Raw genomic sequence first — 12,669 nt, 5'->3', positions numbered from 1 at the left:
CGCCCCGCCGTCCGCTGCCAGGAGACCGACAGATGACCCCCGTGGACGAGCCCGTCGACCTGCACTCCCCCGCCGCCGAACAGGCCCACGACATCGCCGTCGCCCGCAAGGACATCCTGCGGATCGCCACGGCCGGTTCCGTCGACGACGGGAAGAGCACGCTCATCGGCCGGCTGCTCTACGACAGCAAGGCCGTCTTCGAAGACCAGTACGAGGCGGTCGAGCGCGCCAGCAAGGGCGATTACGTGGACCTCGCGCTGCTCACCGACGGCCTGCGCGCCGAGCGCGAGCAGGGCATCACCATCGACGTCGCCTACCGGTACTTCAGCACCCCCCGGCGGACGTTCATCCTCGCCGACACCCCCGGGCACGTGCAGTACACCCGCAACATGGTCACCGGCGCCTCGACCGCGGACCTGGCGATCGTGCTCGTCGACGCCCGCAAGGGGATGCTCGAGCAGAGCCGGCGGCACGCGTTCCTCGCCTCGCTGCTGCGGGTGCCGCACCTGGTCGTGGCGGTCAACAAGATGGACCTCGTCGACTGGTCGGAGGCCACCTACGAGGCGATCCGTGACGAGTTCACCGCCTTCGCCGCGAAGCTGAACATCCCGGACCTGACGGTCGTCCCCATCTCGGCGCTCAACGGCGACAACGTGGTCACCCGCTCGGCGAACACCCCCTGGTACCAGGGGCCGTCGCTGCTGCACCACCTGGAGCACGTGCACGTGGCCAGCGACCGGAACCTCGTCGACGCCCGGTTCCCGGTGCAGTACGTGATCCGCCCGCAGTCCGACGCCCACCACGACTACCGCGGCTACGCCGGCCGGGTGTCCAGCGGCGTGCTGCGCACCGGCGACGAGGTCCAGGTGCTGCCCAGCGGCCTGACGACGACGATCGCCGGCATCGACGGCCCGCGGGGCCCGGTGGACGAGGCGTTCCCGCCCATGTCCGTGACCGTGCGGCTGGCCGACGACCTCGACGTATCCCGCGGCGACCTGATCTGCCGCCCGGCCAACGCACCGCACGTCACGCAGGACCTCGACGCGATGGTCTGCTGGATGACCGACGAGCCGCTGCGCCCGCGGCAGCGGCTGGCGATCAAGCACACCACGCGCTCGGTGCGCGGCGTGGTGAAGGACGTCGTCTACCGCCTCGACGTCAACACGCTGCACCGCGACCAGGACGCCGCCGATCTCGGGCTCAACGACATCGGGCGGGTGAAGCTCCGCACCACGCAGCCGCTGTTCGTGGACGACTACGCCCGCAACCGGGCCACCGGGCGGTTCATCCTCGTCGACGAGGCGACCAACGCCACCGTCGGCGCGGGCATGCTCGTCGCCCCCTAGCCCTCGACGGGCCCCGCACGCGAACGGTCCCGGCTCCCCCTGGGGAACCGGGACCGGCTGCGTCTGTTCTCAGGCCTCGCTGGTGGGGGCGGGCGCCTGCGAGGCGTCCCCGTCCCAGTCCTTGCCCGCCACGTCGGCGTGCTCCGAGGCGCTGTCGGTCTGCGAGGCGACGCTCTCGATCATCTCCTCGTCGGAGACGCCCTCGCCCGCGGCCTGCGTGTTGTTCGGCTCGCTCATCGCCGTCCTCTCTCTGGGTCGTGTGCAATTCACCCGTCCCCGATCACGGGCGACGGCAAACCAGCCGGATGATCACATGCCCGGCGGGCGGAGCTCGAACCAGACCCGCTTGCCGCCGCCGTGGTCCTCGGCCCCCCAGCGGTCAGCGATCGCCTGCACCATCCGCATGCCCCGGCCGCGCGGCTCGTCCAGCGTCAGCTCGCGCACGACGGGGCGCACCGCGGACCCGTCGACGACGGCGATCCGCAGCCAGTCCTCGGAGGTGCCGACCTCCAGCGTCAGGTCATCGTCACCCCGGACGTGGTCCACCACGTTCGCGACCAGTTCGGTGACCAGCAGCGCGGCATCCTCCCCGTCGTGCGGGACCCGCCACGCCCGCAGGAGTTCCAGGACGACGTGGCGGGCGACGCGCACGCTGCGCGCGGTAGGAGGTAGGTCGAAGCTGGCGTTGCGGCTGGACATGGGATTTCCGATCTGCGGCGAGGTCGCAGCCCGTCGGTCGGTTCCCCGCGACTGCGTTGCGTACAACCAACCACGACACGGCGTCATGCGCAAGGGCTATTGCATGCCAGAGGGGTTGCGTCGCAAGGAGGGTTGCATGCAACACCTATTCAGTTTGGTAGAGTGCGACCTGTCAACGGCGGAAGACGCGCAGCGAGGAGACGTGTCATGGGCACGGAGACCGGTACCTCCACGCCACGGGATGGTGCCGATCGCGCGCTGGCCGACCTGGTCACCGAGATCGACCGATGCGTGGACGAGCTGGTGCAGGCGCGCGCCCGAGCGGACACGCTCCTCCAGCACCGGCGGGAGGGCACGGCCTGGCTGGACGTCGTGACCAGCGAGGCACGCCCGCTCATCGTCGAGCGCATCTCCACCGTGCTCGCCTCGCTCTCCGCGGCCGGCCACGTCTGGCGGCGCGAGCAGGCCGCCGCCCTGCAGGCGGAGCAGATCAGCATCAACCGGATCGCCGCGCTGTTCGGCGTCACCCGGCAGCGCATCTCGGCCCTGCTGCGGGAGACCGACCAGGCGGACCCGGCGGGGCCGACCGGCTGAGCGCCGGCCCGCGCCTCAGATGAGGGCGTCGATGGCCTTGTAGACGCGCTGCTCGCTGATCGGGCGCGGCGTGCCGATGCCCTGCGCGAAGAGCCCGACCCGCAGCTCTTCGATCATCCAGCGCACCCGCGCCACCGGGTCGTCGGGCGCCCCGGTGGAGGGCACCTGCGCCCGCAGCTGCTCGTACTCGGCGGTCACCGCGGCCACCTGCGCCGTCCAGAGCTCGTCGCGGACGGCGTTGGCCGGCAGCTTCTCCAGGCGGTGCGCCATGGCCCGCAGGTAGCGGACGAGGTCGGGTAGCCGGCGCCGGCCGGCCGCGGCGACGAAGCCGCGGTGCAGCAGGCCGGTCATCTGGCGGCGCAGGTCGGCGATCGCCGCCTCGGGCACCCGGCGCCCCGGCGCGGCGCCGATGGCGACGGCCACCTCGCGCGCCTGGGTCAGCACCGCCTCCACCTTCTGCACGGCGTCGACGGTGAGCGGGTGCAGCTCGCGCTTCGCCGTCGCGACCAGCGCCTCGAAGGCGGCCTGGTCCCGCGGGGGTCCTCCGGCGGCGGCGATCAGCTCGGTGGCGACGGCGTCGACGCAGTCGTCGACCAGCGCCGGGATCTCGCCGTCGGGGTTGAACTGCAGGGCCAGCCGGGTGCGCGGGCCCAGGGTCTTCACGACCTGCTTGGTGGGCGAACCGGCGACCAGCACCAGAAGGCGCCGCGCCCCGCGCCAGGTGAGCCGGGTGGCCTCCACCTCGGTCGGGACGACCCGCACGCCGACCGTCCCGCCCTCGTCGACCAGCGCGGGGTAGGCGGTGACCAGGTGGTCGCCGCGGCGCACCTCGACCGTCCGCGGCAGCGTGCCGACGTCCCAGGTGGTCATCCGGCTGCGCTCGACGGAGGCCGCGGCGGCGGCCAGCGTGGCCCGCGCCTGCGGCGCCACCTGCGCCTTGAGCGCGGCGAGGTCCTTGCCGGTGGCCAGCGGGCGCTGCTGGTCGTCCAGGACCCGGAACGTGGCCCGCAGGTGGTCGGGCACCTGCCCGGGCTGCCAGGCGTCCGGTGGGACGACGACGCCGGCGGCGCGGCGCAGCTCGCGCTCCAGCGCCGGCAGCAGCGGCTCACCGGGATCGATGTGCGGCAGCACCTGGCGCACGCGGTCCGGGATGGGCACCAGCGCGCGGCGCGTCTGCTTGGGCAGCGTCCGCAGCAGCGCGGTCACCAGCTCCTCGCGCAGCCCGGGAACCGTGAACGCCAGCGACTCCCCCGACGTCCGCTGGGCCACCGAGTCCAGCACGCCCAGCGGCACGTCGACGGTGACGCCGTCCTGCGGGGCGCCGGGCGCGAACGCGTAGGACAGCGGCAGCGACAACCCCTGGGACAGCTCGACCTCGTCGGGGTAGTCGTCCGGGTCGACCTGCCCGGCGGCCGCGGCGTCCGTCAGCATGGCCGGGGTGAAGGTGAGCAGGTCCGGCGTCTCGTGCCGGGCGCGCTTCCACCAGCGGTCGAAGTGCCGCGTGGAGACCACGTCGGTGGGGAGGCGCGCGTCGTAGAGCTCGAACAGCGTCTCGTCGTCGACGGCGATGTCCCGCCGGCGGGCGCGCTCCTCGAGCTGCGCCACCTGCTCGATCGCCCGCTGGTTGTCCGCCCAGAAGCGGTGGTGCGTCGTCCACTCCCCCTGCACGAGGGCGTGCCGGATGAACAGCTCGCGGGAGATCTCCGGGTCGATCGAGCCGTACTGCACCCGCCGGCCGACGACGATCGGCAGGCCGTACAGGGTGACCCGCTCGGTGGCGACGACCGAACCGCGCTTGGCGTCCCAGCGTGGCTCGGAGTACTGGCGCTTCACCAGGTGGTCGGCCAGCTTCTCGACGGTCTCCGGGTCGATGCGCGCGACCGTGCGGGCGAACAGCCGGCTGGTCTCGACGAGCTCGGCGGCGACCACCCAGCGGGGCGGCTTCTTCGCCAGCGGCGTTCCGGGGGCCAGGACGAAACGGGTGTTGCGGGTGCCGAGGTACTCCCGGCCCGGCCGCCCCGGCTTGCCGTCCCGCTGCTTGACCGGCTCCGCCTGCATGCCCACGTGCGACAGCAGCCCCGCCAGCAGCGCGGCGGTGATGCCCCGCTCGTCGGGCTCGGTCGCCGGCTCGCCCAGGTTCATGCCCAGCCGCCGCGCGGTGCCGCGGAGCTGGCCGTGCAGGTCCTGCCACTCGCGGATGCGCAGGTAGTGCAGGAACTCCCGCTTGACCGTCCGGCGGAACTGGTTGCCGCTCAGTGCGTCGGCCTGCTCGCCCAGGTAGCGCCACAGGTTGAGCAGCGCCAGGAAGTCGGAGTTCTCGTCGGCGAAGCGGCGGTGCAGGTCGTCGGCGGCCTGCTGGTGCTCGGTCGGCCGCTCGCGCGGGTCCTGGATGGTCAGTCCGGCGGCGATGACCAGGACCTCCTCGAGCACGCCGCGGCGGTCGGCCTCGACCACCATGCGGGCGATGCGGGGGTCCAGCGGCAGCGCTGCCAGCGACCGGCCGGTGGGGGTGAGCTTCCCCTGCTCGTCGAGGGCGCCCAGCTCCTCGAGCAGGGCCACGCCGTCGGCGACGGCGCGCCGGTCCGGCGGGTCGACGAACGGGAACTCCTCGACCGCGCCCAGGTCCAGGGCGGCCATCTGCAGCAGCACCGAGGCCAGGTTGGTGCGCAGGATCTCGGGGTCGGTGAACTCCGGGCGCGCCTCGAAGTCGTCCTCCGTGTACAGCCGGATCGCGATGCCCGGGCCCAGCCGGCCGCACCGGCCCGACCGCTGCCGGGCCGAGGCCTGGCTGACCGGCTCGATCGGCAGCCGCTGCACCTTGGTGCGCAGGCTGTACCGGGAGATGCGCGCGGTGCCCGGATCGATGACGTAGCGGATGCCCGGGACGGTCAGCGAGGTCTCCGCGACGTTCGTCGACAGCACGATCCGCCGCCCGGTGTGCGGGGCGAACACCTTGTGCTGGTCGGCCGCCGACAGCCGTGAGTAGAGCGGCACGATTTCGGTGTTCGGGAGCCCGCGTTCGGTCAGCGCGTCCTGGGTGTCGCGGATCTCCCGCTCACCGGCGAGGAACACCAGGATGTCGCCGGGCCCCTCGGCGGTGAGCTCGTCGACGGCGTCGAGGATGGCGCTGACCTGGTCCCTGTCGGGGTCGTAGCCCTCGTCGTCCGCTTTCGCATCGGGGTCGACGACGGGGCGGTAGCGGACCTCGACCGGGTAGGTGCGCCCGCTGACCTCGATGATCGGCGCGCCGCGGAAGTGTGCGGCCACCCGCTCGACGTCGATGGTCGCCGAGGTGATGACCAGCTTCAGGTCCGGGCGCCGCGGCAGGATCTGCGCGAGGTAGCCCAGCAGGAAGTCGATGTTGAGGCTCCGCTCGTGGGCCTCGTCGAGGATGATCATGTCGTACTGGCGCAGCAGCCGGTCGCGCTGGATCTCGGCCAGCAGCACGCCGTCGGTCATGAGCTTGACCAGCGTCGAGTCCGACACCTGGTCGTTGAAGCGCATCTTGTAGCCGACGGCCTCGCCCAGCGGGGTGTCGAGCTCCTCCGCGATGCGCTCGGCCACGCTGCGGGCGGCGATGCGCCGCGGCTGCGTGTGCCCGATCCGGCCGCGCACGCCCCGCCCGAGCTCCAGGGCGATCTTGGGCAGCTGCGTCGTCTTGCCGGAACCGGTCTCCCCGGCCACCACCACGACCTGCGCGTCCCGCAGCGCCGCCGCGATGTCGTCCCGGCGTGCGCTGACCGGGAGGTCCTCGGGATAGGTGATGACCGGCACGGCCGCTCGTCGCCGGGCGATGCGCTCCTCGGCAGCGGCGACCTCGTCGACGATGCGCTCGCGCTGCCGCTCGCGGGCCGCGGCGTCCCGGACGGTGCGCAGGCCGTCGAGGCGCCGGCGCAGCCGGTGCTCATCGGCCAGCGTGAGGGTTGCGAGGCGCGCGCGGAGGTCGTCCTGCGGAGAACTCACCGGGTGCTCGCGTTCCTGTCGGGGTCGTCGGGGTACCGGCAGCCTCGCGCCACCGGCTCCCCAGGATCCCACTGACCGGCCCGCGCGCTCGCGACGTCATCGAGATCACAGTCGATGTAAAGCGCAACTGTTTGCTTGCATCCACCAACTGCTTTTACCCTTGACGACGTACCAGACGCGATCGAAGGGCCGACATGTCCAGCACCCCCGGCCTCGACGAGGCGCCCACCGCCCCGCGCGACCGGTCGATGGCCGTGCTGTCGGAGCAGCTCCCCCGCATGATGCGGCTGGTCTCCGCCGCCAAGGTGCACCTGTCCTCCGACCCCCGCGACCGGGCCGCTCTCGTGCTGCTCTACCCGCTGGCGCGGATGGGTCCGCTCCGGCAGGGCGCGCTGGCCGAGCACCTGCGCGCCGACCCCTCGACCGTCAGCAGGCACGTCGCCACGCTGGTCGAGGAGGGCCTGGTGCGACGGGTGGCCGACGAGTCCGACGGCCGGGCCACCCGGCTGATCGTCACCGACGCCGGCCTGGCCGCCCTCGAACAGCTGGACCGGGACCGCGCCGCCGTCCTGGAGCGCGTCACCACCGGCTGGACCGGCGACGACCTGGCCACCTTCACCGGCCTGCTGGGCCGGTTTCTCGACGACCTCGCCGCCGCCCTGCCGGGCGACGCGGCCGCCACGCCCGCACCTGGAGTCCTCCGATGAGCCAGACCACCGCAGCCGAACGGGGGGCCCGGCGCCGCGACGCCGCGGCGCCCGACGCCGACGGCACGTTCAGCCACGGCCAGATCGTCACGATTCTCGTCGGCCTGATGGTCGCGATGTTCCTGGCGGCGCTCGACCAGACCGTCGTCTCCACCGCGATCCGCACCATCGCCGACGACCTGCAGGGCTACGACCTGCAGGCCTGGGCGACGACGGCGTTCCTCATCACCTCGACGATCGCGACCCCGCTGTACGGCAAGCTCTCCGACATCTACGGGCCGCGGCCGTTCTACCTGTTCGCGATCGGCATCTTCGTCGTCGGCTCGGTCCTGTGCGGCATGGCCGACTCGATGTACCAGCTGGCCGCCTTCCGAGCGGTGCAGGGCGTCGGCGCCGGTGGCCTCATGGCGCTGGCCTTCGTGATCATCGGCAGCATCGTCCCGCCGAGGGAACGCTCGCGGTACCAGGGCTACTTCATGGCCGTCTTCGGATCCTCCAGCGTGCTCGGGCCCGTCATCGGCGGCTTCTTCGCCGGCCAGGGGTCCCTGCTGGGCCTGGAGGGCTGGCGCTGGATCTTCTTCATCAACGTCCCGCTGGGCGCGATCGCGTTCGTCACCATCTGGCGGGTGCTGCACCTGCCGCACGAGCGCCGCGAGCACCGCATCGACTGGCCCGGCGCGCTGGCGCTGATCACCTTCCTGGTGCCGCTGCTCGTCGTCGCCGAGCAGGGCCGCATCTGGGGCTGGGGCTCCGGCCGCGCGCTGGCCTGCTACGCCATCGGCGCCGTCGGCTTCCTGCTGTTCATGGCGGCCGAGCGGGCCTACCGGGACGACGCGCTGCTGCCGCTGCGGTTGTTCCGCAACCGCACATTCACGGTGAGCGGTGTCGGCTCGGTCGTCATGGGCGCCGGCATGTTCGGGGGGCTGCTGCTGCTGCCCCAGTACCTCCAGATCGTGCACGGCTCCAGCCCGACCGTGGCCGGTCTGCAGATGACGCCGCTGGTCCTCGGCATCATGAGCGGCGGCATCATCTCCGGCACCACCATCTCGAGGACGGGGAAGTACAAGACGTTCCCGCTCGTCGGCGTCGCGCTGATGGTGATCGCCCTGCTGTCCCTGTCCTTCGTCGTCAAGGCAGACACCTCGGTCTGGCTGATGGTGCCGTTCATGGTCATGCTCGGCCTGGGTCTGGGGTTCAACTTCCAGCCGGTCATCCTCGCCGTGCAGAACGCCGTCTCCCCGCGCGAGATCGGGGTGGCGACCTCGTCGGTCACCTTCTTCCGCCAGATGGGCGGCACGATCGGTACCGCGGCCTTCCTGTCCGTCCTGTTCACCCGCCTGCCCACCGAGGTCGGCGGGCGCATCGCCGAGACGGCCGCGGAGAACCCCGAGGCGGCCGGCCAGGCGCAGCAGCTCGCGCAGGGCGGGATGGACGGACTCCTGGCCGACACCACCCGCATCGCGGAGTTCCCGCTCCTCGTGGCGCCCTTCCGCGAGGGCTTCACGGCCACCATCGACCTGGTCTTCCTGATCGCCGCAGGCGTGGTCGCGATCGGGTTCTTCGTCTTCCTGTTCCTGCCGCAGCTGAAGCTGAGCGACAAGTCAGGCATCCAGGCCCTGCAGGAGTCCGAAGGGGCGGCCACCGACGAGGGGGACGCCGGCGAGCAGGCCATGCACGGAGCGGGCGCGGCCGCGCCGACGTCCACCCCGCCGCCGGTCGGCCGCCCCGGGGACGACCCGACCCGCTGACTCGCCAACCACTGTTGATCATCGCCTCCGTGCTCTCGACGCGGCGGGACACGCCGCCGCGGCGAGCACCAGGGCGATGATCAACGGCAGGTAGCGGGCGACGGCGTGACGATGGTGCAGTCGGGGACACTGTCGTCATGGCCAGCTCGTCGCTCATCCTGTCCCGCCGCGACCTCGACTTCCTGCTCCACGAGTGGCTCGACGTCGAGGCGCTGACCAAGCGGCCGCGGTTCACCGAGCACTCGCGGGAGACCTTCGACGCGGTGCTCGACCTGGCCGCGCAGGTGGCCACCGACCACTTCGCGCCGCACAACCGCACGGCCGACGAGAACGAGCCGCGGATGGTCGACGGGAAGGTCGTGCTCGTCCCCGAGGTCGCGCGGGCGCTGGCGGTCTTCGCCGAGACCGGGCTGATGGCCGGCTCGTTCGACGAGGAGTTCGGCGGCATGCAGCTGCCGCACACCGTCGGTCAGGCCGTGCTGGCCTGGTTCCAGGCGGCCAACATCGGCACGTCGGCCTACCCGTTCCTCACCATGGCCAACGCGCGGCTCCTCCTCGCGCACGGCAGCCGGGAGCAGATCGACACCTTCGTCGCCCCCATGGTCGAGGGCCGCTGGTTCGGCACCATGGCGCTGTCCGAGCCGCAGGCCGGCTCCTCGCTCGCCGACATCACGACCAAGGCCGAGCGCCAGGACGACGGCAGCTACCGGCTCACCGGCAACAAGATGTGGATCTCCGGCGGGGACCACGAGCTGACCGAGAACATCGTCCACCTGGTGCTGGCCAAGGTGCCCGGCGGTCCGGCCGGCGTGAAGGGCATCTCGCTGTTCGTCGTCCCCAAGGTCCTCGTCGGCGACGACGGGTCGCTCGGGGAGCGCAACGACGTCGTCCTGGCCGGGCTCAACCACAAGATGGGCTACCGGGGGACGACGAACACGCTGCTGAACTTCGGCGAGGGCGTGCACACCCCCGGCGGGCGGGCCGGCGCGGTCGGCTATCTCGTGGGCGAGGAGAACCGCGGCCTGACCTACATGTTCCACATGATGAACGAGGCGCGGATCGGCGTCGGGGTGGGCGCGTCCGTGCTCGGCTACACCGGCTACCTGCACGCCCTCGACTACGCACGCACCCGCACGCAGGGCCGTCCCGCCGGCGCGAAGGACCCCGCCTCGCCGATGGTGCCGATCGTCGAGCACCCCGACGTCCGCCGGATGCTGCTGGCCGCCAAGAGCTACGCCGAGGGTGGGCTGGCGCTGGGCCTGTACTGCGCGCGGCTGGTCGACGAGGAGCAGACCGCCGAGAGCGCCGAGGAGCGGGACCGGGCGCACCTGCTGCTCGACACGCTCACCCCGATCGCCAAGGCCTGGCCGTCGCAGTGGGGTCTGGCGGCCGATGACCTGGCCATCCAGGTGCACGGCGGCTACGGCTACACCCGCGACTACCCGGTCGAGCAGTTCTACCGGGACAACCGCCTCAACCCCATCCACGAGGGGACGCAGGGCATCCAGTCGCTCGACCTCCTGGGCCGCAAGGTGGTGCTGCAGGGCGGGGCCGGGCTCGTGCTGCTCACCGAGACGATCACCGCGACCACGGCGCGGGCCGCGGGTACGGAGTGGGCAGGGTTCGCGGCCGACCTCGACGCCGCGCTCGCCCGGCTGGGTGCGGTGACGGCGACGCTGTGGGGCACCGGCGACCCCGACCTCGCGCTGGCCAACTCGCACGTCTACCTGGAGGCCGCGGGCCACGTCGTCGTCGCCTGGCTGTGGCTGGAGCAGGCGCTGGCCACCGGCAGCGGGACCGGTGCCTTCTACGAGGGCAAGCGCGCGGCGGCCCGCTACTTCTGGCGCTGGGAGCTGCCGCGCACCGGCGCGCAGTTCGACCTGCTCGAGTCACTGGACCGCACGGTGCTCGACGTCGACCCCGCCGTCCTCTAGCCCGCCCAGGCACTTTCTGTACCGAAAGTCCCCGGACAGCAGGACGCCCCGCCGGCTCCAAGGGAGCGGGCGGGGCGTCCGAGCTTCGTCGGTCAGGCGGCTCGAGCTGCGCCCACCGTCTCCGGGCTGGCGTGCCGGGCACCGGAGGTGCCCTCGGCGCGCTCGCGCTCGTAGCGGGCGGTGGACTGCATGCCCATGAAAACGACCAGGGCCGTCAGGACCAGGAAGCCGATCAGCGTCACGGCCGGCCACATCACCATCGTTGTTCTCTCCCCCAAGCATTCGGCCCGCCGTCGGGTCAGGGACGGCGGCTCGTGTTCGAGAGCCTCTGTCCCCCGTCCCGGTCCGTCTCAATCGTCGATTGTGAAGTTCACCTGACGGTGTGTGACGAGAGTCATCCCGTTCCCCCGACCGACACCTGGTGCGGCGGGGCGCTGCGGTCGCCGAAGTTCGGTTTTCCGGCGGTCTCCGTTTCGCAACGGCACGCCGGGGGCGGCATGGAAGCGGACGGTCCGGGGAACCACTCCCCCGATCCGAGGGCTCCGCGCCTTCCCCGACCCGGAGGACTCCATGACCCGACCCACCGGCTCGTCCAGCAACGCGAGCAGCTCCACCAGCGAGGCGGGCTTCGAGGGCAACCGTGCCTCCGCCGACCCGGCGCCGGACAACGACGTCATCAGCGGGACGCGCGCCGACTTCGCGCCCGTCGGCGCCGACCCGAGCCCGACGACGGGGGGGACGATCAAGCGCACGCTCAAGGAGTTCAGCGAGGACAACCTCACCGACTGGGCCGCGGCGCTCACCTACTACGGCGTCCTGGCGATGTTTCCCGCGCTCATCGCCCTGGTGTCCATCGTGGGCCTGCTGACCGACCCGCAGCAGCTCACCGACGCGCTCACCGAGGTCGTGCCGGAGTCGGCCGCGGAGACGCTCAACCCCGCGATCGAGCAGATCGCCGGCAACAGCGGGACGGCCGGTTTCGCGCTGATCATCGGTCTCGCGACGGCCGTCTGGTCGGCGTCGGGCTACGTCGGCGCCTTCACCCGCGCGGCCAACGTCGTCTACGAGACGCCCGAGGGACGCAAGGTCTGGAAGCTCAAGCCGCTCCAGCTACTGGTCACGCTGGTCGGCATCCTGTTCGCCGCCGTCATCCTGTCCCTGCTCGTGCTCAGCGGCCCCGTGGTCGACGCGATCGGCTCGGCCATCGGTGTCGGCGAGACCGGCCAGACCATCTGGAACATCGCCAAGTGGCCGGTCGTGCTCGTCGTGCTGGCCCTGATGATCGCCGTCCTCTACTACTCGACCCCGAACGTGAAGCTGCGCGGGTTCAAGTGGGTGAGCCCCGGTGCCGGCGTCGCCATCCTCGTGGCGATCGTGGCCTCGGCCGCGTTCGCCTTCTACGTGGGCAACTTCGGCAGCTACAACAAGACGTACGGCGCGCTGGCCGGCGTCGTGGTCTTCCTCATCTGGTTCTGGCTGATCAACGTGGCCCTGCTCTTCGGCATCGAGATGGACGCCGAGATCGAGCGGACCAAGGAGCTGAAGGAGGGCGTGCCGAGGGCGGACAAGGAGATCCAGCTCGACGCCCGCGCCAACCCGAAGGACAAGCAGACGACGTAGGGCCCGCACCACGACACGCTGAAGGCCCCCTCCCGGTGCTGGGAGGGGGCCTTCAGCG

The 12,669-nt window shown here is 72.0% G+C and carries 10 protein-coding genes; 6 read left to right on the top strand and 4 right to left on the bottom strand.

From position 1 onward, the window contains the following. Positions 1–32 precede the first annotated feature (32 nt). Positions 33–1,346 (top strand): sulfate adenylyltransferase subunit 1, encoded by a 1,314-nt coding sequence (locus BLS70_RS20055; protein ID WP_218122521.1) that lies wholly within the window; start codon positions 33–35, stop codon positions 1,344–1,346. Between the two features lie 69 nt (positions 1,347–1,415). Here the strand turns inward: BLS70_RS20055 and BLS70_RS20955 are convergent, their stop codons facing one another. Both BLS70_RS20955 and BLS70_RS20050 read right to left on the bottom strand, forming a co-directional pair. Next, positions 1,416–1,583, bottom strand: a complete 168-nt coding sequence (locus tag BLS70_RS20955; RefSeq protein ID WP_176946511.1) for a hypothetical protein — start codon at positions 1,581–1,583, stop codon at positions 1,416–1,418. Between the two features lie 72 nt (positions 1,584–1,655). Then, a complete protein-coding gene (locus BLS70_RS20050) occupies positions 1,656–2,045 on the bottom strand; it encodes an ATP-binding protein (protein WP_091771601.1) in 390 nt (129 codons plus the stop codon). A 207-nt stretch (positions 2,046–2,252) separates the two neighbouring features. Between BLS70_RS20050 and BLS70_RS20045 the strand changes: the two genes are divergently transcribed. Further along, a complete protein-coding gene (locus BLS70_RS20045) occupies positions 2,253–2,639 on the top strand; it encodes a hypothetical protein (protein WP_091771599.1) in 387 nt (128 codons plus the stop codon). A 15-nt stretch (positions 2,640–2,654) separates the two neighbouring features. On the opposite strand, the gene hrpA is transcribed toward BLS70_RS20045, so the two are convergent. Continuing rightward, on the bottom strand, positions 2,655–6,602 hold the full coding sequence (gene hrpA, locus BLS70_RS20040; protein ID WP_091771597.1) for an ATP-dependent RNA helicase HrpA: 3,948 nt from the start codon (positions 6,600–6,602) through the stop codon (positions 2,655–2,657). 194 nt (positions 6,603–6,796) lie between these two features. Between hrpA and BLS70_RS20035 the strand changes: the two genes are divergently transcribed. The 3 genes from BLS70_RS20035 (at position 6,797) to BLS70_RS20025 (ending at position 10,991) form a co-directional block, all read left to right on the top strand. Then, positions 6,797–7,309, top strand: coding sequence for a MarR family winged helix-turn-helix transcriptional regulator (locus BLS70_RS20035; RefSeq protein ID WP_091771595.1), 513 nt, complete (start codon positions 6,797–6,799; stop codon positions 7,307–7,309). Further along, positions 7,306–9,057, top strand: coding sequence for an MDR family MFS transporter (locus BLS70_RS20030; protein ID WP_091771593.1), 1,752 nt, complete (start codon positions 7,306–7,308; stop codon positions 9,055–9,057). Before BLS70_RS20035 ends, BLS70_RS20030 begins: the two co-directional genes overlap by 4 nt. Positions 9,058–9,194: 137 nt before the next feature. After that, entirely contained in the window at positions 9,195–10,991 is a 1,797-nt protein-coding gene (locus tag BLS70_RS20025; protein ID WP_091771591.1) for an acyl-CoA dehydrogenase, read from the top strand. Positions 10,992–11,083: 92 nt separating this feature from the next. Here BLS70_RS20025 and BLS70_RS20950 read toward each other — a convergent pair whose 3' ends face one another. Then, positions 11,084–11,251: a hypothetical protein gene (locus BLS70_RS20950; RefSeq protein ID WP_176946510.1), complete on the bottom strand. Its 168-nt coding sequence runs from the start codon at positions 11,249–11,251 to the stop codon at positions 11,084–11,086. A 310-nt stretch (positions 11,252–11,561) separates the two neighbouring features. Here BLS70_RS20950 and BLS70_RS20020 point away from each other — a divergent pair, with 310 nt between their 5' ends. Next, on the top strand, positions 11,562–12,611 hold the full coding sequence (locus BLS70_RS20020; protein WP_091771589.1) for a YihY/virulence factor BrkB family protein: 1,050 nt from the start codon (positions 11,562–11,564) through the stop codon (positions 12,609–12,611). Positions 12,612–12,669: the final 58 nt, after the last annotated feature.

Source organism: Blastococcus aurantiacus (assembly GCF_900102425.1).
GTDB lineage: Bacteria > Actinomycetota > Actinomycetes > Mycobacteriales > Geodermatophilaceae > Blastococcus > Blastococcus aurantiacus.
This window is presented reverse-complemented; position numbering and strand designations above follow the sequence as displayed.